Source organism: Ruegeria arenilitoris, assembly GCF_013032445.1.
Classification (GTDB): domain Bacteria; phylum Pseudomonadota; class Alphaproteobacteria; order Rhodobacterales; family Rhodobacteraceae; genus Ruegeria; species Ruegeria arenilitoris_F.
Genome location: NZ_WQCA01000009.1, coordinates 156,042 through 177,500, shown reverse-complemented (window position 1 = coordinate 177,500; position 21,459 = coordinate 156,042). Strand labels below are relative to the sequence as shown.

Annotated in this window: 22 protein-coding genes; 16 read left to right on the top strand and 6 right to left on the bottom strand. The window is 59.7% G+C overall.

Features of this window, described 5'->3' with window-relative positions; translation table 11 throughout:
• Positions 1–36: 36 nt before the first annotated feature.
• On the bottom strand, positions 37–852 hold the full coding sequence (locus GOW98_RS14955; protein WP_170333446.1) for a ChaN family lipoprotein: 816 nt from the start codon (positions 850–852) through the stop codon (positions 37–39).
• Positions 849–1,727: an RNA polymerase factor sigma-32 gene (locus GOW98_RS14950; RefSeq protein WP_170333444.1), complete on the bottom strand. Its 879-nt coding sequence runs from the start codon at positions 1,725–1,727 to the stop codon at positions 849–851. The genes GOW98_RS14955 and GOW98_RS14950 overlap by 4 nt, the downstream gene beginning before the upstream one ends.
• A gap of 100 nt (positions 1,728–1,827) precedes the next feature.
• Between GOW98_RS14950 and cobU the strand changes: the two genes are divergently transcribed.
• From cobU to GOW98_RS14930, 4 genes are read left to right on the top strand one after another with little or no spacing between them, the layout of a single operon-like run.
• The gene (gene cobU, locus GOW98_RS14945) at positions 1,828–2,349 is read left to right on the top strand and encodes a bifunctional adenosylcobinamide kinase/adenosylcobinamide-phosphate guanylyltransferase (protein ID WP_170333442.1); all 522 of its coding nucleotides are present in this window, start codon (positions 1,828–1,830) and stop codon (positions 2,347–2,349) included.
• Positions 2,346–2,924, top strand: a complete 579-nt coding sequence (locus tag GOW98_RS14940; protein ID WP_170333440.1) for a histidine phosphatase family protein — start codon at positions 2,346–2,348, stop codon at positions 2,922–2,924. The genes cobU and GOW98_RS14940 overlap by 4 nt, the downstream gene beginning before the upstream one ends.
• Positions 2,925–2,982: 58 nt before the next feature.
• Positions 2,983–3,867 carry a glutathione S-transferase gene (locus GOW98_RS14935; protein WP_170333438.1) on the top strand — a complete coding sequence of 295 codons (885 nt, stop codon included), beginning with the start codon at positions 2,983–2,985 and terminating at the stop codon, positions 3,865–3,867.
• 45 nt (positions 3,868–3,912) lie between these two features.
• Entirely contained in the window at positions 3,913–5,424 is a 1,512-nt protein-coding gene (locus tag GOW98_RS14930) for a YifB family Mg chelatase-like AAA ATPase (RefSeq protein WP_170333436.1), read from the top strand.
• On the opposite strand, the gene gshB is transcribed toward GOW98_RS14930, so the two are convergent.
• The 3 genes from gshB to rsmI form a co-directional block, all read right to left on the bottom strand.
• Complete coding sequence (gene gshB / locus GOW98_RS14925; protein WP_170333434.1) at positions 5,421–6,353, bottom strand: glutathione synthase; 933 nt, start codon at positions 6,351–6,353, stop codon at positions 5,421–5,423. The two genes, GOW98_RS14930 and gshB, sit on opposite strands and share 4 nt — an antisense overlap.
• A gap of 61 nt (positions 6,354–6,414) precedes the next feature.
• Positions 6,415–6,786: a YraN family protein gene (locus GOW98_RS14920; RefSeq protein ID WP_170333432.1), complete on the bottom strand. Its 372-nt coding sequence runs from the start codon at positions 6,784–6,786 to the stop codon at positions 6,415–6,417.
• A 1-nt stretch (position 6,787) separates the two neighbouring features.
• Positions 6,788–7,645, bottom strand: a complete 858-nt coding sequence (gene rsmI, locus GOW98_RS14915; RefSeq protein ID WP_170333430.1) for a 16S rRNA (cytidine(1402)-2'-O)-methyltransferase — start codon at positions 7,643–7,645, stop codon at positions 6,788–6,790.
• Between the two features lie 88 nt (positions 7,646–7,733).
• Here rsmI and GOW98_RS14910 point away from each other — a divergent pair, with 88 nt between their 5' ends.
• The 3 genes from GOW98_RS14910 to murJ are packed head-to-tail and all read left to right on the top strand — an operon-like array spanning position 7,734 to position 13,223.
• Positions 7,734–8,906, top strand: coding sequence for a penicillin-binding protein activator (locus GOW98_RS14910; RefSeq protein WP_170333428.1), 1,173 nt, complete (start codon positions 7,734–7,736; stop codon positions 8,904–8,906).
• A complete protein-coding gene (locus GOW98_RS14905; RefSeq protein WP_170333426.1) occupies positions 8,866–11,685 on the top strand; it encodes a [protein-PII] uridylyltransferase in 2,820 nt (939 codons plus the stop codon). The genes GOW98_RS14910 and GOW98_RS14905 overlap by 41 nt, the downstream gene beginning before the upstream one ends.
• Positions 11,682–13,223 carry a murein biosynthesis integral membrane protein MurJ gene (murJ, locus tag GOW98_RS14900; protein ID WP_170333424.1) on the top strand — a complete coding sequence of 514 codons (1,542 nt, stop codon included), beginning with the start codon at positions 11,682–11,684 and terminating at the stop codon, positions 13,221–13,223. Before GOW98_RS14905 ends, murJ begins: the two co-directional genes overlap by 4 nt.
• Here the strand turns inward: murJ and GOW98_RS14895 are convergent, their stop codons facing one another.
• A complete protein-coding gene (locus GOW98_RS14895) occupies positions 13,224–13,910 on the bottom strand; it encodes a rhomboid family intramembrane serine protease (RefSeq protein ID WP_170333422.1) in 687 nt (228 codons plus the stop codon). It lies immediately after the preceding gene.
• 86 nt (positions 13,911–13,996) lie between these two features.
• Here GOW98_RS14895 and trpS point away from each other — a divergent pair, with 86 nt between their 5' ends.
• The 9 genes from trpS to GOW98_RS14850 all read left to right on the top strand — a co-directional run bounded on the left by trpS (position 13,997) and on the right by GOW98_RS14850 (position 21,458).
• Positions 13,997–15,025 (top strand): tryptophan--tRNA ligase, encoded by a 1,029-nt coding sequence (gene trpS, locus GOW98_RS14890; protein ID WP_170333421.1) that lies wholly within the window; start codon positions 13,997–13,999, stop codon positions 15,023–15,025.
• A 59-nt stretch (positions 15,026–15,084) separates the two neighbouring features.
• Complete coding sequence (locus GOW98_RS14885; protein ID WP_170333419.1) at positions 15,085–15,948, top strand: branched-chain amino acid aminotransferase; 864 nt, start codon at positions 15,085–15,087, stop codon at positions 15,946–15,948.
• Positions 15,949–16,009: 61 nt separating this feature from the next.
• Positions 16,010–16,465 carry a universal stress protein gene (locus GOW98_RS14880; RefSeq protein ID WP_170333417.1) on the top strand — a complete coding sequence of 152 codons (456 nt, stop codon included), beginning with the start codon at positions 16,010–16,012 and terminating at the stop codon, positions 16,463–16,465.
• Between the two features lie 9 nt (positions 16,466–16,474).
• Entirely contained in the window at positions 16,475–17,068 is a 594-nt protein-coding gene (locus tag GOW98_RS14875; RefSeq protein ID WP_170333415.1) for a 2-hydroxychromene-2-carboxylate isomerase, read from the top strand.
• Positions 17,069–17,137: 69 nt separating this feature from the next.
• The gene (locus tag GOW98_RS14870) at positions 17,138–17,701 is read left to right on the top strand and encodes a NifU family protein (RefSeq protein WP_170333413.1); all 564 of its coding nucleotides are present in this window, start codon (positions 17,138–17,140) and stop codon (positions 17,699–17,701) included.
• Positions 17,691–18,275, top strand: a complete 585-nt coding sequence (tsaB, locus tag GOW98_RS14865; RefSeq protein ID WP_170333411.1) for a tRNA (adenosine(37)-N6)-threonylcarbamoyltransferase complex dimerization subunit type 1 TsaB — start codon at positions 17,691–17,693, stop codon at positions 18,273–18,275. Before GOW98_RS14870 ends, tsaB begins: the two co-directional genes overlap by 11 nt.
• Positions 18,272–18,685, top strand: coding sequence for a GNAT family N-acetyltransferase (locus tag GOW98_RS14860; protein WP_170333409.1), 414 nt, complete (start codon positions 18,272–18,274; stop codon positions 18,683–18,685). Before tsaB ends, GOW98_RS14860 begins: the two co-directional genes overlap by 4 nt.
• Positions 18,686–18,844: 159 nt before the next feature.
• Positions 18,845–19,843, top strand: coding sequence for a BMP family lipoprotein (locus tag GOW98_RS14855; protein ID WP_170333407.1), 999 nt, complete (start codon positions 18,845–18,847; stop codon positions 19,841–19,843).
• Positions 19,844–19,928: 85 nt separating this feature from the next.
• The gene (locus GOW98_RS14850; protein WP_170333405.1) at positions 19,929–21,458 is read left to right on the top strand and encodes an ABC transporter ATP-binding protein; all 1,530 of its coding nucleotides are present in this window, start codon (positions 19,929–19,931) and stop codon (positions 21,456–21,458) included.
• Position 21,459 lies beyond the last annotated feature (1 nt).

The window sequence follows — 21,459 nt, the reverse complement described above, 5'->3', positions numbered from 1 at the left end:
CCGACATTAGGCAAGCAGACCGGACAGTTCCAGCGGTTAATTAGATGTCTTAAACGCCAAGCAGGGATCTTCGCGTTCGATACTCGGACTGTCGATGACAGCGTCAAACTCTCCGTTCACCAAGCCATCCTCGGATTGCCCCAGTACAAACACTTTCAAGCCCGGACGCATCCGAGACAGAAATGTTGGAATGCCCCGATCCTTTCGCGCGTGGCCATTGCCCGTAATAACCGCAACCGGTCCGCCGGTTTCATCGGTGGCCCGCAGAATGGCACGGGTCAAAACCGCATCGCGCAGCCGTTGAATCGCCACCAGCTGCGGCAACGAACTTTCAGGGATCGCATCGCAATGGGCGGCCAGTTGATCAGCCTCACGCGCGGCTTGTTCGTCAGCCGGTAAAGGAACGGTCAGACCATAGCGTGCCGCATCGGCGCCCAAGGCAGTCGCTGCGCCCCGCTCCATTGCGGCACGGGCTGCGGTACGCGGCACCATGGCACCATAAACCGGCGCGTCCGAGGCCTGAAACACCGGATAATACATGCTGAGCGGCGGCCAGCCGGATTCAATCCAATCCAGTATGCGCGCCAGCTCTTCGGGATCGGATACAGCCTTGTCCGCAAGACGCTGCGCACTTTCTTCGGTCACCATCTCCCAGACAACGGCTGATGGTTTTATGGCCTTCAATGCCTCGGCCTGAATGACGTGGTGCTGCGGGTTGTCATGGATCTCACCCAGAATGACCACGTCTGCCGAGGTCATCGCAGCAAGGACGTCATCGGGGATAAGGTCTTCGGCATGGCCGGGCTGGGCCATAACCACTAGTGCACAAAGCAGAATCGCAAGCTGTCTCATGCGATGAAGTGTTGCACCTCGCGCGATTGAGCTTCAAGGTTCTTGCGCATTTTAACGAACGCCGCCGCCTCAAGCTGCCGCACACGCTCTTTGGACAACCCAAGTTCCTGCCCAAGGCTTTCCAGCGTGCGTGACGGTTCACGCAGTTTACGTTCACGCACGATGAACCTTTCGCGGTCGTTCAAAGCCTGCATGGCCGTCACCAGCCATTCGCGCAATTGTTCGGTGTCATGGCTGTTTTCGACCGTCTCAGCGGCCTGCGCGCGTTCATCTTCCAACGCGTCAATCCACTCGCGCCCGTCCTCATCGGCCGACTGCACCGCGTTCAATGAGAAATCAGAGCCGGACAGCCGCCCTTCCATCATCTCTACATCACGCAGGGGCACACCAATCTCGGCAGCAATCATCTGGTGCAGTTGATGGCGATCCAGATCCATGCCCTCGGTCGCAGCTTCGCGTTCAAGGCGCGCCTGAACTCGGCGCATGTTGAAAAACAGGGATTTCTGCGAGGAGGTCGACCCGGTTCGCACCATTGACCAATTGCGCATCACATAGTCCTGAATGCTCGCCTTAATCCACCAAACCGCATAGGTCGAAAATCGCACGCCTCGGTCGGGGTCGAACTTGTCAGCAGCCTTCATTAGGCCCAGACCGGCCTCCTGAATCAGATCGTTCATTGGCGCGCCATAGCGTTTGAATTTGGCCGCCATCGAAATCGCCAGCCGCATATAGGCTGTGATCAACCGGTGCAGCGCCTGTTCGTCACGCTCATCGCGCCACGCGTAAGCCAGTTTCAGTTCGGTCTCCGCGTCCAGCAGTTCGGCCTTCATCGCTTGCCGGGACATCGAAAAATCGTTCGCATTGTCCAGTGCCATAGAAATCTCCCCTTTTCACAGGCGCGGGCCGGACTTGCCTTGCCGACCTAAGGTCGATACGCAGAACAAAGCCGGGTGGATCACATGAAAGGTAATCACAGTGTATCCTGATTTAACCTTTGTGTTGGGCGGCGCAGCCTCTGGCAAGTCGGCTTTTGCCGAGCAACTTGTTGTTTTATCTAATAAAAATCGTATCTACATCGCCACATCACAAGTGTTTGATGACGAGATGCGCGACAAGGTCCAACGCCACATTGTCCAGCGAGGCGAAGGTTGGGAAACTGTTGAGGCCCCCTTTGATCTGGGGCCTGCGCTGGCTGACTTGACGCCAGACCATATCTGTCTGATCGACTGCGCAACCATGTGGCTGACCAACCATCTGCTGGCCGAAAACGATCTGGAACAGGCGCAGTCCGCACTGTTGCAGGCGCTTAAATCCTGCCGTGCCCCGATTGTCATTGTCTCGAACGAGGTCGGCCACGGCATCGTGCCCGACAATGCCCTGTCCCGCCGGTTCCGCGAGGCGCAGGGGCGACTGAATATCGGCCTGGCAGCGCAGGCCGATCTGGCCGTGCAGGTCACCGCCGGACTTCCGCTGGTTCTAAAGGGTCAATTGCCATGACCCGCCTGCATCTTGTCCGTCACGGCCCAACCCATGCGAAAACCATGGTCGGCTGGTCCGACATCCCCGCTGACCTCAGCGATCAGGCGGCCATTGCGCGGTTGCATGATCACCTGCCAGACGGTGCTCTGATTGTTTCCTCCGACCTTTCCCGTGCCGCCGACACCGCCTCGGCCATTCAGGGGACGCGTCAGCGCCTGCCGCATCACCGCGACCTGCGCGAGATTCATTTCGGCACATGGGAACTGCGCGGCTTCAAAGACATTGAGGCCGAAGACCCCGAACTGGCCTTTGCCTATTGGGACAACCCCGGCGACGTGCGCCCGCCCGAGGGCGAAAGCTGGAACGAGGTGCGCGCCCGTGTCGATGCCGCGATCGACCGCCTCATCACGGACCACACCGCGCGCGATCTGGTTATCGTCGCCCATTTCGGCGTGATCCTGACGCAGGTTCAGCGCGCCCTCGACATCGACGCACAAGAGGCGTTCAGCCACCGGATCGACAACCTCTCGGTCACCGACATTACCCATCACGGCGACCGCTGGTCGGTAGGGCGGATCAATCACCTCCCGTGATCATACCCCGCACAAATCACTGATTTACGGATCGGTTCTGCCGCGCCATCGTTACACCATGACCTATGATTTGTTTATCGGAGACCGCCTGTTTTCCAGCTGGTCCATGCGTGGCTGGCTGATGCTGGAAAAGTTCGACCTGCCTTATCGAAGCCATATGATCGGCCTCTATTCCGGCACCATGGCCGAGGATATGAGCGCCCTTGCCCCCGCGCGCCTCGTGCCCGCCCTGCGCCTGCCGGACGGCATGGTCGTTGGCGAAAGCCTCGCCATGGCCGAGACCCTTGCCGAGCGTCACCCCGAGACTGGGTTGTGGCCCACTGATCCCGCTGCACGCGCCACCGCCCGGTGGCTCTGTGCCGAGATGGTCGCCGGGTTCACCGCCTTGCGCGGGGAATGCCCGATGCAGTTGAAACATTGCTGGCAGGGGTTTGACCCGTCGCCCGAGACGCTGGCTGATCTGAACCGTATCGAAACGCTCTGGGCACATGCCCGCGCGGTATCCGGTGCAGAAAGTGGCCCGCTCTTCGGTTATTATTCCTTGGCGGATGTGTTCTATACGCCTGTGGCCGCGCGGATCATCGGGTATGGCCTGCCGGTTTCCGATGCCAACCGCGCCTACTGTGTTGAGTTGCTCGCGGACACGCCGGTTCGGCAATGGCGCGCGATGGGGCTGACCCTGACCTATGATCCCTTTCCCTATGCGCTGGACCTGCCATCACTGCCATGGCCAATCGGCGAGCCTTCGGACGCACGCCCTGTCGAAGACGGCCCCTCGGTCAATGCCAAATGCCCCTATTCCGGTAAACCGGTCACTCATTTTCTGGAACTTGATGGGCAGCGTTGGGGCTTCTGCAACGCGTTCTGCCGCGACAAAACCGTCGCAGACCCGGGGGCATGGCCGAAATTCACCGCAATGGTGAGCGCCGTTAACGATTCTTAAACCGCGATCATGGCAGCAACGACCTGTTAACCAAAAAGGTCGTTCATGGTCGCCCGTTCTCATACCGTTGCTTTCCAAGGGGTCGATGCCCGCCCGGTCGAGGTGCAATGTGCCGTCTCGCCGGGTCTGCCCGCCTTTTCCATCGTCGGCCTGCCCGACAAGGCGGTGTCCGAGGCCCGCGATCGCGTTCGTAGCGCACTGAGTTCGATGGCCATCGCCCTGCCATCGAAACGGATCACCATCAACCTGTCCCCTGCCGACCTGCCAAAAGAGGGCAGCCATTTCGACCTGCCCATCGCAGTGGCTTTACTGTCAGCGTTGGAAATTATCCCGCCCGACGCCGCCGAAGGCGCTGTTTCGCTGGGTGAACTGTCACTGGACGGCTCTTTGGTGCCGGTTGTCGGTGCCCTACCCGCCGCCATGACCGCAGCCGCCGAGGATCGCACTCTGCTGTGCCCCCGCGCCTCCAGTGCCGAGGCCGCATGGGTCGATGCCACTCAGGTGATCGGGGCCGGGTCACTGGGCGATGTGGTACGGCATTTCTCGGGCCAAGCCCCGCTACCCGTCGCCAAACCGGGCGAGGTGAGTCTTGCGCCTAGCGCCCGCGATCTGCGCGATGTGAAGGGACAGGAACGGGCTAAACGTGCTTTGGAAATCGCTGCCGCAGGGCGTCACCATCTGATCATGATTGGCACGCCCGGCTCAGGCAAATCCATGCTAGCCGCGCGCCTGCCCGGTATTCTACCACCGCTGACCCCGATCGAGGCTTTGGAAACCTCGATGGTCCAATCGCTGTGTGGATTGCTGGACGAAGGTGGCATCAGCCGAACCCGCCCATTTCGCGAACCACACCATACGGCTTCGATGGCGGCTATCGTCGGTGGCGGCAAGGGAGCGAAACCGGGGGAAATCTCGCTCGCTCACAATGGCGTTCTGTTCATGGACGAGTTCCCCGAATTCCCGCGCACCGTACTGGAAACCCTGCGCCAACCGATTGAGACCGGAGAGGTCATGGTCGCCCGCGCCAATGCACATGTGAAATATCCCTGTCGCTTCATGCTGGTGGCCGCCGCCAATCCCTGCAAATGCGGTTACCTGACCGATCCGGCCCGCGCCTGCTCGCGCGCACCTGTGTGCGGTGAGGATTATCTGGGGCGGATTTCCGGCCCGTTGATGGATCGTTTCGATCTGCGGATTGAGGTCCCGCCGGTGGGCTTTACGGACCTTGATCTGCCACCCTCAGGCGACAGCTCGGCCACGGTTGCGGCGCGCGTTGAGGCAGCTCGTGAAATTCAGGCAGACCGTTTTGCGGGTACGTCGACCCGGCAAAACGCCGATGTCGAAGGTACGATTCTGGAAGAGATCGCAGCCCCGGACCCCGAGGGCAAGGAGTTGCTGTTGAAGGCCGCCGAGCGTTTCGGCCTGTCGGCCCGCGCCTTTCACCGCATTCTGCGGGTGGCGCGCACAATTGCCGATCTGGAGGGCACAGCGGATGTCAGACGCCCCCACGTGGCCGAGGCGCTGAGCTTTCGCATCAGCGCTAAGGTCGCGGCTTAGAGCTTGGCCTCAATCGCCTGCCAAATCTTTTCGGCGATATTTTTGCCGTCAAACCGCTCCAGCTCCTGAATGCCGGTGGGTGAAGTCACGTTGATCTCGGTCAGATAGTCCCCGATCACGTCGATTCCGACGAAGACCTGACCCTTTTCTTTCAGCAGGGGGCCAATCGCGGCACAAATCTCAAGATCACGCTCGGACAGGCCGATCTTTTCGGGGCGGCCACCCACATGCATGTTCGATCGGGTTTCACCTTTTGCCGGAACGCGGTTGATCGCGCCGACCGGTTCGCCATCCACCAGAATCACCCTTTTGTCGCCATTGCTGACATCGGGCAGGAATTTCTGAACGATCAGCGGCTCGCGTGAGAAACCAGTGAACAGCTCATGCAGTGAGGTCAGGTTGCGGTCATTTGCGTCCAGCCGGAACACCCCCGCACCACCATTACCATAGAGCGGTTTCAGGATGACATCGCCATGCTTTTCCTTGAACGCCTTGATCGTCTGAAGGTCGCGCGCAATCGTTGTCGGAGGCGTCAGGTCAGGGAAGTCCAGAACCAGCAGTTTTTCGGGGTAGTTGCGCACCCAAAACGGATCGTTGACCACCAGCGCCTGCCCTTTCAGACGGTCCAGCAGGTGGGTCGATGTGATGTAATGCATGTCGAACGGAGGATCCTGACGCAGCCAGATCACGTCGAACTCGGCCAGATCAACCTCGCGCTCTGGCCTCAGCTCTGCCGGGTTACCTGCTACGCGCTGCACCTTCATGTCATGACCGCGCGCGGTGATGCGCCCTTCCTGATAGGCCAGTTGATCTGGCCCGTAGAAAAACAGCGTGTGCCCGCGCGCTTGCGCCTCTTCGGCCAAGCGGAATGAGCTGTCTGCATTGATATCCACGGCCCCGATCGGGTCCATCTGAAAGGCGATTTTCATGGCGTGTCCCTCAGTTTCACGCCAGATACATGGCCCAGCAGGGCCATGGGTTCAATGGGGGTCAGGCCTGGCCAAAGGCGTTTTCGATGATTTGAACAGCCCCCGAGGCATCCACCAAGGCGGCATCAAACCGGGCGTTGGTCAGTTGTCCGCCGGGTTCGGTTTCCAGAAACTGAGCGGCAGAGGCATAAATTCGATCCATCTGGCGGCGGCTGATCCGGGCCGCGGCCATCTCAAAACTGGTGCTTTTCTTGACCTCGATGAAAACGACGCCATCCGCGTTGCGGGCGATCAGGTCGATCTCTCCCCCGGCCCCGCGCCAGCGACGATGCGCGATTGAGAACCCGCGCCGCTCGTAGTCGGATGCCACCTGCTGCTCCGCCGCCTGTCCGGCGTGATAAGAAACCGAACTTCGGACAGATCGCGCGGTCATGTCATCCCTTTCCCATTTTCAGGGCCTTCTGATAGATCGGACGACGCGGCATTTTATACATTTCTGACACTAAATCCGCCGCATCCCGCACCGAATGCGTTTCCAAAGCCCGTTTCAGAGCCTCTTCTACATCGGACTCGTTAACAGTTTCCGAATGACCACGATCCACAAGCAAGACGATTTCACCTTTGACCGTCTGCCCTTGCAATTCTGCCGCGAGGTCGCCCAGAGACCCACGCCGGACCTCTTCGAACTTTTTGGTCAACTCGCGACACATCGCGGCAGGGCGGTTTTCCCCCAACACCTCGGCCAGATCCGACAGGCAGGCGGCCACACGTTTCGGCGATTCGTAGAATACCAGCGTGCCGGGCACATCCCGCAATGCCTCAATTCGCGACCGACGCGCACCGGACGCATTGGGCAGAAAGCCCGCGAAAAAGAACGCATCCGTCGGCAGACCCGCCAAAGTCAGAGCCATCAAAGCCGCCGACGGCCCCGGCGCGCAGGTCACCACATGCCCGGCCTCGGCGGCCTGCCGCCCCAAATCGTATCCAGGGTCAGCGATCAGAGGCATTCCCGCTTCGGACGCGTAGGCAACCGATTTTCCCTCAGCCAAAGCATCCAGAATCTTTCCGCGTGCACCCGCGCCACTGTGATCGTGATAGGCCAGAATGCGCCGCCCCTCGAGCGGAACGCCGTGAATCTCCATCAACCGGCGCAGGCTTCGAGTATCCTCGGCGGCGATCACGTCCGCCGATGCCAGCACGTCCAGCGCCCTGAGCGTAATATCGCGGGCCGTTCCAATCGGAGTGGCAACAAAATACAGGCCGGCGCCCAATCTGACTTTTTGGAAATTCAAAGCTGGACCCTCACAGCGTGACGTTTATTATCGCGGCGCAATAGATAGGTGGCACCCCAAGCCGCCGGGACAGGGAGTTTTCATTCAGATGTTTACCGTTTGCAAGCCCGTTCGCAAGCTGGCGCGTACCGCCGCCGTGCTGGCAACCGCCGCCTTTCTGACCGCGTGTGAAACCACAGGTATCGGCGGAGGACCGTCGATTGACACATCCGAACCCGTCCCTGTTGCCCTTCTGGTACCCGCAGGATCGGGACAGGCTGGCGACGCAGCACTGGCGCGCAGCCTTGAAAACGCGGCTCGTCTGGCGATGGCCGATCTGCAGAATGTCAAAATCGATCTGCGTGTCTATGATACGCGCGGCAGCTCGAATACAGCGGCCGAAGTTGCGCAACGCGCGGTTGCCGATGGGGCAAAAATCATTCTGGGACCGGTCTATGCGCAAGCGGCGAATTCAGCTGGCCTTGCAGTGTTGAACAACAACGTCAACGTGCTGTCCTTTTCAAACAACACAAGCATTGCAGGCGGCAATGTATTCGTGCTTGGCCCGACCTTTGACAACACGGCCAATCGACTGGTCAGCTTTGCCGGGTCGCAGGGCAAGAGCAATATGGTCATAGTCCACAGCAACGATAGTGCGGGGCAATTGGGTCAGACCGCCATTGCAAATGCGCTGAGCAGCAGCCGGGTGAACAACGCTGGTTCGATCGGCTACGATCGGTCGCAACAAGGCGTCATTAACTCTGTACCAAATGTCAAAGCGACCGTAGACGCCTCAGGCGCTGATTCTCTGTTCCTGACAGCGACCACGGCAGGAGCGCTACCGCTTTTCACTCAATTGCTGCCCGAAGCGGGCGTTTCCCCTACAAACACCCAGTATATTGGCCTGACGCGCTGGGACATCCCGCCACAAACACTGGACCTGCCGGGTGTACAGGGTGGCTGGTTCGCGTTGCCTGATCCTTCCAAGGCGCAGGCCTACCGCCAGCGGTACAACAACACCTATGGCGAGGCTCCACACCCAATCAGCGGCTTGGCTTATGACGGTATAGCAGCTATCGCTGCGCTGGTTGGTCAGGGAAAATCCAACGCGCTGACCGCCTCGGCGCTGACACAGAACGCCGGTTTCCAGGGCGTCGGTGGCATCTTCCGCCTGCGTCCGAACGGTACGAATGAACGTGGTCTGGCTGTGGCCACGATCCAGAATAAACAGGTAGTAGTGATTGACCCTGCCCCACAAAGCTTCTCAGGCGCCGGTTTCTGATCAAACGGTGCTGACGCTCACCCCAAAGGGTGAGCTGATTTGCCCGGCCGATGAAATATTCGACAGCGCCGCCGTCATGGCACAGCTGTCGGAAGCCTTCGACAATACCTCGGACAATGCCGCGCGACGCAATGAAACTGTGCGGGTTCTGCGTGATGCTCAGAAAGCCGGGCGTCAGGCCATTGCCGATGCTTTTTCCAAACGCCCCTTTGATGCGCGGCCACTGACCCATTCTTATACTTATCTTACCGACGGGTTGGTCTGTGCTGCCATGAAAGTCTCGAGCGTGTATCTGCACCCGTTGGCGACGCCGACGCAGGGTGAGAAAATGGCGGTAATGGCAGTTGGAGGCTACGGGCGGGGAGAGATGGCCCCGTCATCGGATGTCGATCTGCTGTTCCTGACACCGTACAAGATCACCGCCTGGGCCGAGAGCGTCATCGAATCCATGCTCTACATCCTGTGGGATCTGCGGCTGAAGGTCGGGCATTCGTCGCGCACCATCAAAGACTGCCTGCGTCTCGGGGCCGAGGATTTCACCATCCGCACCGCCATGCTGGAACAGCGTTATCTGGCGGGGGACAAGGACCTAGGGGCTGAACTGGAAACCCGTCTGAAAGCCGACCTGTTCAAGGGCAGCGAGCGGCAATTCATCGAAGCCAAGCTGCAGGAACGGGACGAGCGCCACAAAAAGCAAGGCCAGCGCTATATGGTCGAGCCCAACGTCAAAGAGGGCAAGGGCGGGCTGCGCGATCTGCAATCACTCTACTGGATCGCAAAATATACCTATGGTGTTCAGGATGTGGCCGAACTGGTTCCTTTGGGACTCTTCACACCTGAGGAATTCGAAACCTTCGTAAAGGCCGAAGATTTCATTTGGGCCGTCCGCTCTCATCTACATCTGGTCACCGGCCGCGCGACCGAACAACTGACCTTTGATATGCAGGTCGAGGTCGCCTCTCGCATGGGGTATGAAGACCGAGCTGGGCGTCGTGCCGTCGAAGTGTTCATGCAGCGCTATTTCCGCGAAGCCACGCGGGTGGGTGAACTTACACGCATCTTCCTGACAAAGCTGGAAGCGACTCATATCAAGAGCGCCCCCCTACTGGAGCGCATCTTTCGTCGCCGCCCGCGTGTCAAAGCAGGCTATGCCGTCGTGCATGGTCGTCTGGACATCGCCAACGCCGATACATTTCTGACTGACAAGCTGAACATGCTGCGCCTGTTTGAAGAGGGCCTGCGGACGGGTATGTTGATCCACCCGGATGCGATGCGATTGGTCAGCGCTAACCTTCATCTGATCGACGAAGAGATGCGCGAAGACAAAGAAGCGCAGCGCATCTTCCTTGATCTGATGCTGAAGCACGGCAACCCCGAGCGTGCCCTGCGCCGAATGAATGAACTGGGTGTTCTGTCTGCCTTTCTGCCTGAGTTCGAACACATCGTGGCGATGATGCAGTTCAACATGTATCACAGCTATACGGTCGATGAGCACACCATCCAGTGTATCGCCAACCTTGCCCAGATCGAACGCGGAGAGTTGGTGGAATCACTGCCGCTGGCCTCGTCGATTCTCGAGGGCGGGGTTAACCGCAAAGTTCTCTATGTCGCGTTGCTGCTGCATGACATCGCTAAAGGACGACCTGAGGATCACTCGATACTCGGTGCGCAAATTGCACGTAAGGTTGCTCCGCGTTTGGGTTTGAATAAGGCGGATTCGGAAACTGTGGAATGGCTGGTACGGTATCACTTGCTGATGTCGGATATGGCGCAGAAACGAGACATCTCGGACCCGCGCACCGTGCGCGATTTCGCCAAGGCGGTGAAAACGGTCAAACGGTTGGACCTGCTGACGGTGCTGACGGTCTGCGACATTCGTGGTGTTGGGCCGGACACGTGGAATAACTGGAAGGCCACTCTGCTGCGGGCCCTGCACGCCGAAACCAAGCGCGCGCTGGAAACCGGGATGGAGGACCTCAATCGCGCCAACCGCGGCACCGAGGCCAAAAAGGTCCTGCGGGCCGAACTGGCGGATTGGTCCAAGGCGGACCTCAAGGCCGAGACCGGACGTCATTACCCGCCCTATTGGCAGGGTTTGAACCTGTCGACCCATGTGGAATTTGCTGAGATGCTGCGCGCACTGGAACACAGCGGCGACCCTGGTGAGATGGAAATCCGCCTGCATCCCGACGAGGACCGCGACGCCACCCGCGCCTGTTTTGCGATGGGCGACCATCCAGGGATTTTTGCGCGGATCGCAGGGGCTCTGGCGCTGGTCGGGGCCAACGTGGTGGATGCGCGCAGTTACACCACCAAGGACGGGTACGTAACCGATGCGTTCTGGATTCAGGATGCCGAGGGCCACCCGTTCGAGGCCAGCCGCCTGCCGCGCCTGACGCAAATGATCCACAAGACGCTGAAGGGCGAGGTTGTCGCCCGCGAGGCTCTGAAATCGCGCGACAAGATCAAAAAACGCGAACGCGCGTTCAACGTGCCGACCCACATCACCTTCGACAATGACGGGTCCGAGATTTACACGATCATCGAGGTCGATACCCGCGACCGCCCCGGCCTGCTGTATGACCTGACGCGCACACTGGCCGCCGCCAATGTCTATATCGCTAACGCGGTGATCGCGACATATGGCGAGCAGGTGGTGGACACGTTCTACGTCAAGGACATGTTCGGGCTGAAATACCATTCGGACAGCAAGCAACGCACGCTTGAAGGCAAGCTGCGCAAAGCCATCACCGAAGGCGCCGAGCGCGCGGCCTCATGAAGCAGATCCGGCTGTTTTCGGGCCTGTTCACGGTAGGCTTCTGGACTCTGGCCAGCCGTATCCTGGGTTTCCTGCGGGAAATCCTGCTAACCGCCTATATCGGGCCGGGGCCAGTGATGGACGCCTTTGTCGCCGCCTTCCGCTTGCCTAACATGTTCCGCCGCTTCTTTGCCGAAGGCGCGTTCAACGCGGCCTTTGTGCCGATGTTTTCCAAGCGCTTAGAAGGCGGAGAAAACGCCGAAGGCTTTGCGCAGGATGCGTTCAACCTGCTGGCCGTGGCGGTTTTGGCGCTGGTCGGGCTGGCGATGGTATTCATGCCCGCTTTGGTCTGGATCACAGCCGAGGGGTTCCATGGCGACGAACGATTCGATCTGGCCGTTGATTACGGTTACGTGGTTTTCCCCTACATCCTGTTCATGTCATTGGCGGCGCTGTTTTCTGGCGTACTGAACGCCACCGGCCGCTTTGCCGCGGCCGCTGCTGCCCCTGTTTTGCTGAACATCTTTGCCTGCACGGCCCTGATTGCCGCAGCAGCCATGGGCGGTGAGGTGATCCGTTGGCTGATTACCGTCATTCCGCTGGCCGGGGTTGCTCAACTGACATTGGTTTGGGTCGCGACCGAACGCGCCGGTATTCGCATCCGCCCCGGCCTGCCGAAACTCAGCCCCGAGATGCGCCATATGGTGCGCATCGCCGTTCCGGCGGCTTTGGCCATGGGTGTCACGCAAGTCAATCTGGTGGTGGGGCAGCTTGTGGCTTCGAAAACCGAAAAGGCGGTCAGCTGGCTGTTTGCGGCGGATCGACTGTATCAACTTCCTCTGGGCGTCGTAGGAATAGCCGTCGGTATCGTGTTGCTGCCCGACCTGTCGCGGCGGCTGCGGGCCGGAGACAAAGACGGTGCCCGCAACGCCTTTTCCCGGGCCGGTGAATTCACCCTGCTGCTGACCATCCCCTCGACCGTAGCCTTTGTGGTTTTGCCCAACCCGATTGTCTCGGTCCTGTTCGAGCGTGGCCAGTTCAGCGCCGAAGACACTGCGGCCACGGCGCTGGCAGTGGCCATCTATGGTATCGGCCTGCCCGCCTTTATGCTGCAAAAACTGTTGCAACCGCTCTATTTTGCGCGCGAGGATACGCGATCCCCGTTCCACTATGCAATTGTCGCCATGATCGTGAATGCCGTGCTTGCCTTTGGCCTTTATCCGCTGGTGGGCTGGATTGCCCCGGCCATAGCGGCCTCGGCCGCCGGTTGGGCGATGGTTGGGTTGTTGACCCTAGGTGCACGCCGCATGGGCGAAGAGGCCCGGTTCGACGCCCGCTTCAAGCGGCGGGCGTGGCGCGTCGTTGCGGCCTCGTTGGGGATGGGCGCTGTGCTGTTTGCCGCCATTCACCTGTTTGGCTGGACCTTCGACCTACCCGGCTGGCGATACTTGGCGCTGATCATTCTGATCAAAGTTGCCGCCGCTTCCTATTTCTTCCTCGGCCATCTGTTCGGTGCTTTTGAAGTATCCGAGTTCAAAAAGGCCCTGCGCCGATCGTGATCAATCGCGGCGAATGCGACGCACGATCCGCGCCCAGCCACCCGGCGCCAGAAAGAAGGACAGGCCAAATCCGGTGGCAAACCCACCCAGATCGGCCACCCAATCCGAGGTGCCACCGAACAGCAGACCAAAGACCAGTTGGATCCCCATCAGGGCTGCGATCAGGCCAAAGGCGCGGTGCTGGTTTTCGCCAACCAAAGACAGTTTGCGCCACAGCAGCCATGTAAAGGCGCCGATCAGGCCATAGACCGGGGGAAACCCTCCGACCAGCGGATAGCTGGGATCCAACAGCAGGGCATAGGCCAGCGCGCCACCCACACCGGACAGCACAAAGACCATCAGCATCTGGAACCCGCCAAAGACCTCGGCCACCATCTTACCCATGGCCAGCAGGAAAACGCAGACAAAAACGGCTTGTGTGAAGCTGCCCGATACGAACGGGTAGGTCACGAACCGGATCACATGTTCAAACGGCCAGCGCCCGTTCTCGATAATCCAGTCGAAGATGTCGGGCGAGAAAGAATAGCTTTGCAGCGCATCCAACCGCCAACCCACCGCCGACGGCCCGCCAACCAGACCGCGTGCGCCAAGCGTGAAGGCCAGTTCGACCCCCATGATGAACAGCACCAAAGCCACCACAACCGGCGGCAGGGGGTTCACTGCGGGTGTATAATTCTCACTGCTCATTGGGCTGGCCTTTCGCGGCTGTTGACGTCCCTTGGCCTCATGGGTAAGCGACGGGGGCTTATTTTTCCAGACGGGAGTTCCCTTCGATGACCGAAACCAAGTTCACGCCGCGCGTGTTTTCCGGCATCCAGCCTTCGGGAAACCTGCACCTTGGCAACTATCTGGGTGCGCTCAAGCGGTTTGTGGATATGCAGCAGCCCGAGATGGAGACCATCTATTGCATGGTTGATCTGCACGCGATCACCGTCTGGCAGGACCCCAAGGAATTGGCGCACTCGACCCGTGAACTCTGCGCGGGCTTCATCGCTGCCGGGCTCGATCCGGAAATGTCGATCCTGTTCAACCAAAGCCAGGTGCCTGAGCATTCGCAACTGGCGTGGATCTTCAACTGCGTCGCCCGTATGGGCTGGATGCAGCGGATGACCCAGTGGAAGGACAAGGCGGGAAAAAACCAGCAGAACGCATCGCTGGGTCTGTTTGCCTACCCCTCACTGATGGCGGCGGACATTCTGACTTATCACGCAACACATGTTCCCGTGGGTGAAGATCAGAAACAGCATCTGGAACTGACCCGCGACATCGCGATCAAGTTCAACCATGACTATGGCGTCGATTTCTTCCCAATCACCGAACCGGTGATCGAAGGGGCCGCGACCCGCGTCATGAGCCTGCGGGACGGGTCTAAAAAGATGTCCAAATCCGACCCGTCAGATATGAGCCGCATTAACATGACCGACGACGCCGATACGATCGCCAAGAAAATCCGCAAGGCCAAAACAGACCCGGATGCCCTGCCTTCGGAAATCGATGGCCTGTCAGAGCGCCCCGAGGCGCGCAACCTGGTGAACATCTATGCCGCGCTCAGCGAGCTGACGCCCGAGCAGGTTCTGGCAGAAATGGGTGGCAAGCAGTTCGGTGAATTCAAACCGATGCTGGCGGAACTTGCGGTTGCGAAACTGGCGCCGATCTCGTCTGAAATGGCCCGCTTGATGGGTGAAGAGGCTGAAATCGACCAGATTCTGGCCAAAGGTGCGGAAAAGGCACGGGCAATTGCTGCCCCGATCCTGCAGCACACCTACGAAATCGTGGGTATGGTAGGGGCAAAACAGGGCTGATTGCTCTGGACCTTGCCTTAACGTCTTCCTAGGTTTGCGCAAAAGCTTGGGAGGGCGTCATGGCAGTCGGCAAGAATATCCGCACCTATTTCGAAGGTCAGTGGCATGACGGGAATGCCCCGATCATGCGGGCGGCTGACCACGGCGCTTGGCTGGGATCGTCGGTTTTTGACGGCGCGCGTTACTTTGACGGCGTTGCCCCGGATCTTGAGGCGCACTGCGCCCGCGTGAACCGATCCGCCGAGGCGCTGATGTTGACGCCCTCGGTGACGACCGAACAGATGGTCGAGATCGTCCGCGAAGGGCTGGAAGCCTTCGGCCCGGAATCTGCCGTTTACATCCGCCCAATGTATTGGGGCATCGATGGCGACGCGACCGCCATCATCCCGCAGGAAAACAGCACCGGCTTTGCGATCTGTCTGGAAGAGATTCCGATGGCCCCCGAAACCGCCTCGGCCACGCTGGGATATACGCGGTTCCGCCGCCCAGTTCTGGAATCCTCGGTCGTGAACGCCAAGGCCGGGTGCCTTTACCCCAATAACGCGCGGATGCTGCAAGAGGCGCGCTCCAACGGTTTTTCCAATGCGCTGGTTGCCGACGCTCTGGGCCATGTAGCCGAGACCGCAACCGCCAATATCTTCATGGTCCGGGATGGCGAGGTCTTCACCCCCACTCCCAACGGCACTTTTCTGGCCGGAATCACCCGCGCCCGCCATATCAAGAACCTGCGCGCGGACGGCGTGACCGTTCACGAAGCCATCCTCAGCTTTGAGGATTTCCACAAGGCGGATGAGGTCTTCATGACCGGCAACATGAGCAAGATCACCCCGGTCACCGCGATCCAAGACACCCAATATCAAGTCGGCCCCATCGTCCGCCGGGCGCGCGAGATGTATTGGGACTGGGCGGCAAGCACGCGCTAGGCTCTGGTTGCCAGCACGCAATAGGTCGGGCATGATCGCCTGAAACAACTGAGGACACTTTATGCGCAAATTTCTGGTCGTTCTGGATGACAGCCGCGAATGCCTGAACGCGATGCGCTTTGCCGCCATGCGTGCAGCCCATACGGGCGGCGGCGTGACCATCCTGTCGGTTATCCCCCCGGATGAGTTTAATCACTGGATCGGGGTGGCCGAAACGATGCGCGAAGAGTCGCGCGAACGTATCCACGCTCACTATGAAGTGTTCGCAAAATGGATGCGGGACAAGCAAGGCGTTGACCCGGAACTGGCGATCCGCGAAGGAGACCCGGTTCCTCAAATCATCGAACACGTTCAGTCCGATCCTGAAATCGGGGTGCTGGTACTCGGTGCGGGTGTCGAAAAGAAAGGCCCCGGCCCGCTGGTGACGCAGTTGACCAAGAATTCGGGCAGCCTGCCGATCCCGATCACCATCGTTCCCGGCGACCTGAGCAAAGAAAAGCTGGAAGAGATCACCTGAGGCCCACCCATGTCGCGCAGCATCCAGTTCTGGTTCGAATTCGCCTCGACCTATTCTTATCTCAGCGCGGTGCGGATCGAGGATTTGGCAGCCCAGCACGGCGTCGCCGTTGAATGGCACCCCTTTCTGCTGGGTCCGATTTTCGCCGCGCAGGGATGGGACAATTCGCCGTTCAACATCTACCCCGCCAAGGGGCGCTATATGTGGCGCGATATGGAGCGGCTGTCGGCCCGGCGCGGACTGCCATTCGCCCGGCCAGATCCGTTTCCACAGAATGGCTTGAAGGCTGCGCGGCTTGTGTTGTCGATTGACGCCCAACCGCAAAGGGCCGCGTTTGTCCGCGCCGTTTATGCTGCGGAGTTTGTCGATGGGCTGAATATCTCGGACGATGATGTGCTGGTTGATTGCCTTTCGCAGGCCAGCCTGCCTGCCGAAACGCTGGCCCGCTGTCAGGACCCGGATATCAAGGCCGCCCTGATCGAACAGACGAAAACGGCCCAGGCTAAGGGCATATTCGGAGCTCCCAGCTTTCTGGTGGGGGATGAACTGTTCTGGGGCGATGACCGACTGGATGAAGCCATGCAACTGGCGGGTGAAATTTAGAACGGTTCCAAATCTTGACTTCCCCGGCCCGGACCCGCATATCAGTCACAACTGAAACGGAGCCGCGACATGTTCATCCAGACCGAATCCACGCCGAACCCCGCAACGCTGAAATTCTTGCCCGGCCAGATCGTTCTGGAGGCCGGAACCGCAGACTTCCCTTCGGCGGAAGCCGGGGAAAGATCGCCCCTGGCCAAACGCATCTTTGCAGTTAGCGGAGTGACCGGCGTGTTCCTGGGCAATGACTTCGTGACCGTGACCAAATCGGACGACGTTCAGTGGGATCACATCAAGCCCGCCATTCTGGGTGCGGTGATGGAGCATTTCCAATCTGGTCAGCCGGTGCTGGGCTCGGATGCACAGCCCGCTTCGGGTCACGCGGAACATACCGGTGAAGACGCGGAAATCGTCAACCAGATCAAAGACCTGCTGGACAGCCGCGTGCGTCCGGCGGTGGCTCAGGATGGGGGTGACATCACCTTCCACGGGTTTGAACGCGGTGTTGTTTACCTGCACATGCAGGGCGCCTGCGCGGGTTGCCCGTCCTCGACCCTGACGCTGAAAATGGGGATCGAAAACCTGCTGCGCCACTACATCCCAGAGGTGACCGAGGTGCGCCCCGTTGCCGTCTGATCCCCTGATTCTGGCATTTGATACATCGGCCGCGCATTGCGCGGCCGCTTTGTTGCGGGGTGACAGCATCCTCGTCTCTCGCACCGAACCCATGACACGCGGTCAGGCCGAGCGGTTGATGCCGCTGTTGGAAGAGGTTCTGGCCGAAGCAGGCAGCACATGGCGAGACCTGACGGCCATCGGTGTCGGGATCGGTCCGGGAAATTTCACCGGCATCCGTATCTCGGTCTCGGCTGCGCGGGGACTGGCGCTGGGGCTTGGAATTCCGGCCGTGGGCGTTTCGGGCTTCGACGCATTGGCTGAGGTCGGAGATGGCCTGCCCGCAATCCACGCCCCACGCGAACAGGTCTATATCGCGCTGCCCGGGCAGAACCCGGAGTTGATGGCGCAGGAGAAGGCAGAATCACTCGGACCTCTGATCCTGAACGGTGACGCAGACGCGCAGGTGCAGGCCATCGCTCGGCTGGCGGCGCAAAACTGGCAGAGCGTCACCACGCCCCCGGCCCCGCTTTATGTACGGCCTGCGGATGCGGCGCCGTCAAAGGACACGCCTCCGGTTTTGCTGGACGGATGACCCCGCAGGACCTGGCCTATACTCACGCGGCGGCCTTTACCCAGTCGCGCCCCTGGATGGACCGTGAGTTCGCCGATCTGCTGGACAACCGGTTCACCCATGTCGTTGGAACTGCTGAGTCTTTTGCCCTGTTCCAGGTCATCGCGGATGAGGCCGAGTTGTTAACGATTGCCACACATCCCAGCCACCAGCGACAAGGTCTGGCACTGAAGTCCATGCACGAATGGCACGCGAAAGCCCGAAAGTTGGGCGCAACCCGCGCCTTTCTGGACGTTGCGGCAGACAACCACCCCGCCATCGCGCTCTATAATCGGTGCGGATACACGCAATGCGGCCTGCGCAAAGGCTACTATCTGCGCGAAAACGCTGAAAAAATCGACGCAATTGTTATGGAATGTGACCTGACCTGAGGGGCAGCAATCGGTTTTTTCGACCAGCCGGTCAAAAATCAGTTGACCCAGCCTGTTGCAAACGCCCTTAATTCCCGCCATCACAACAGTTATGCTCGCTCACAGTGGGTAAACGGGACTATCTTGGCCCCAACCGACAATAACCAACGGGAGTATGAAATGACCCTGATGAAATCCTTGATGGGCGCTGCCGCCGCCGTCGCGCTGACTGCTGGTGCGGCCTTGGCCGAACCGGCCCTGATCTTTGACTTGGGCGGCAAGTTCGACAAGTCGTTCAACGAGGCTGCACATAACGGCGCGTCACGTTGGGCCGAAGAAACCGGTGGCACCTACCGTGAGATCGAACTGCAGTCCGAAGCCCAGCGCGAACAGGCTCTGCGCCGCTTTGCCGAAGCTGGCCTGAGCCCGATCATCACCATGGGTTTCGCAATGGCCGATCCGCTCAGCACGGTTGTCGGTGATTACCCCGATACGAAATTTGTCGTGGTCGACGTGAACTGGCTGGACGCGCCTAACCTGCGTCAGGTTGGCTTTGCCGAGCATGAAGGTTCGTATCTGGTTGGCATGATGGCCGCCATGGCCTCGGAATCCGGCACCATCGGTTTCATCGGCGGTATGGATGTTCCGTTGATCCGCCACTTCGGCTGCGGCTACGCGCAAGGTGCGAAAGCTGTGAACCCGGATATCAACGTGGTTGCAAACATGACCGGCACAACCCCAGCGGCTTGGAATGACCCGGTGAAAGGCTCCGAGCTGACCAAGGCGCAAATCAGTCAGGGCGCTGACGTGGTCTATGCTGCCGCTGGCGGCACCGGCGTTGGTGTTCTGCAAACCGCAGCCGACGAAGGCATCCTGTCGATCGGCGTGGACAGCAACCAGAACCACCTGCACCCGGGCAAGGTTCTGACCTCGATGCTGAAGCGTGTTGACGTCGCCGTTTACGACGCGATGAACGCAGGCGACAATCTGGAAACCGGTGTCTTCGCCATGGGTCTGGCCGAAGAAGGGGTTGGCGTCGCAATGGACGAAAACAACGCTGAACTGGTCTCAGATGAGATGAAAGCAGCCGTTGAAAAAGCCCGTCAGGACATCATCGACGGCAATGTCAGCGTTGTCAGCTATTACGAGAACGACAGCTGCCCGGCACTGCAGTTCTGATATCGCGCGGGGCGGGGGTTTAACCTCCGCCTCGCATCCACTCTGCCGCGATCCGCGCGGCCCTTCGGCAATCTGAGGACAAGACATGACCGTCCCCGCCATTGAGCTCAAAGGGATTTCCAAAGCCTTTGGGCCGGTTCAGGCCAACAAAGACATTTCCATCAGCGTCGCCCCTGGCACGATCCACGGGATCATCGGTGAAAACGGTGCGGGCAAATCCACGCTGATGAGCATTCTCTACGGTTTTTACAAAGCCGATAAGGGTGAGATTTGGATCAACGGCACCAAGACCGACATCCCTGACAGTCAGGCGGCGATTGCTGCGGGCATCGGGATGGTGTTTCAGCATTTCAAACTGGTCGAGAATTTCACCGTTCTGGAAAACATCGTTCTGGGCGCCGAGGATGGCGGGCTGCTGGCCCCGTCTCTGGCCAAGGCCCGCAAAGAGTTGAAAGAACTGGAAGAAGAATACGAACTGTTCGTTGACCCCGACAAACGCATCGACGAGATCGGCGTAGGGATGCAGCAGCGGGTCGAGATCCTGAAGGCGCTGTACCGTAAGGCCGAGATTCTGATCCTCGATGAACCCACCGGCGTTCTGACACCGGCCGAGGCGGATCAGCTTTTCCGCATCCTCGACCGTCTGCGGGCCGAAGGGAAAACGATCATCGTGATTACGCATAAACTGCGCGAGATCATGGAAAACACCGACACTGTTTCTGTGATGCGGCGCGGTCAGATGACGGCGACGGTGAAAACCGCCGAGACCAGCCCCGAGGAACTGGCTGAGCTGATGGTCGGTCGCAAGGTACTGCTGCAGGTCGACAAGGTGCCTGCGAAGCCCGGCAAACCCATTCTTGAGGTCGAAAACCTGCGCGTTTTCGATTCCGCAGGCGTTGAGCGGGTCAAAGGTATCGACCTGACCGTACGAGCCGGGGAAATCGTCGGGATTGCCGGTGTTGCGGGTAATGGTCAATCGGAACTGCTGGAAGTTCTGGGCGGAATGCGCCCGGGTCAGGGCTCGATCAAGCTGAACGGCGCGCCTCTGGCGCTGAGCGGCGCGGGCTCAGACGGACAGGCCCGTCGTGCGCAGCACATTGCCCACGTCCCGGAAGACCGCCAGCGCGAAGGTCTGATCATGGATTTCCATGCGTGGGAAAACGTGGCCTTCGGCTATCACCGCGACCCGGCTTATCAGCGCGGTATTTTCATGGACAACACCGCCCTGCGTGCCGACACCGAAGCCAAGATCGAGAAATTCGACGTGCGCCCGCCCAATGGTTGGCTCACCGCCAAAAGCTTCTCGGGCGGGAACCAGCAGAAGATCGTCGTCGCGAGAGAGATCGAGAGGAACCCCGACCTGTTGCTGGTCGGTCAGCCAACCCGTGGTGTGGATATCGGCGCGATCGAGTTCATTCACAAACAGATCGTCGCTCTGCGCGATCAGGGAAAGGCGATCCTGCTGGTCTCGGTCGAGTTGGAAGAAATCTTCTCGTTGTCTGATCGGATCGCGGTGATGTTTGACGGACATATCATGGGCGAGCGTCTGCCCCATGAAACTGATGAAAAAGAACTGGGCCTGCTGATGGCCGGTGTTGCGGGAGAGGCCGCGTAAC

Coding starts and splice junctions, on each gene's coding strand:
- GOW98_RS14955 (WP_170333446.1), bottom strand. CDS start 852: ATGAGACAGCTTGCGATTCTGCTTTGTGCACTAGTGGTTATGGCCCAG.
- GOW98_RS14950 (WP_170333444.1), bottom strand. CDS start 1,727: ATGGCACTGGACAATGCGAACGATTTTTCGATGTCCCGGCAAGCGATG.
- GOW98_RS14940 (WP_170333440.1), top strand. CDS start 2,346: ATGACCCGCCTGCATCTTGTCCGTCACGGCCCAACCCATGCGAAAACC.
- GOW98_RS14935 (WP_170333438.1), top strand. CDS start 2,983: ATGACCTATGATTTGTTTATCGGAGACCGCCTGTTTTCCAGCTGGTCC.
- GOW98_RS14930 (WP_170333436.1), top strand. CDS start 3,913: ATGGTCGCCCGTTCTCATACCGTTGCTTTCCAAGGGGTCGATGCCCGC.
- gshB (WP_170333434.1), bottom strand. CDS start 6,353: ATGAAAATCGCCTTTCAGATGGACCCGATCGGGGCCGTGGATATCAAT.
- GOW98_RS14920 (WP_170333432.1), bottom strand. CDS start 6,786: ATGACCGCGCGATCTGTCCGAAGTTCGGTTTCTTATCACGCCGGACAG.
- GOW98_RS14910 (WP_170333428.1), top strand. CDS start 7,734: ATGTTTACCGTTTGCAAGCCCGTTCGCAAGCTGGCGCGTACCGCCGCC.
- murJ (WP_170333424.1), top strand. CDS start 11,682: ATGAAGCAGATCCGGCTGTTTTCGGGCCTGTTCACGGTAGGCTTCTGG.
- GOW98_RS14895 (WP_170333422.1), bottom strand. CDS start 13,910: ATGAGCAGTGAGAATTATACACCCGCAGTGAACCCCCTGCCGCCGGTT.
- trpS (WP_170333421.1), top strand. CDS start 13,997: ATGACCGAAACCAAGTTCACGCCGCGCGTGTTTTCCGGCATCCAGCCT.
- GOW98_RS14885 (WP_170333419.1), top strand. CDS start 15,085: ATGGCAGTCGGCAAGAATATCCGCACCTATTTCGAAGGTCAGTGGCAT.
- GOW98_RS14880 (WP_170333417.1), top strand. CDS start 16,010: ATGCGCAAATTTCTGGTCGTTCTGGATGACAGCCGCGAATGCCTGAAC.
- GOW98_RS14875 (WP_170333415.1), top strand. CDS start 16,475: ATGTCGCGCAGCATCCAGTTCTGGTTCGAATTCGCCTCGACCTATTCT.
- GOW98_RS14870 (WP_170333413.1), top strand. CDS start 17,138: ATGTTCATCCAGACCGAATCCACGCCGAACCCCGCAACGCTGAAATTC.
- GOW98_RS14860 (WP_170333409.1), top strand. CDS start 18,272: ATGACCCCGCAGGACCTGGCCTATACTCACGCGGCGGCCTTTACCCAG.
- GOW98_RS14855 (WP_170333407.1), top strand. CDS start 18,845: ATGACCCTGATGAAATCCTTGATGGGCGCTGCCGCCGCCGTCGCGCTG.
- GOW98_RS14850 (WP_170333405.1), top strand. CDS start 19,929: ATGACCGTCCCCGCCATTGAGCTCAAAGGGATTTCCAAAGCCTTTGGG.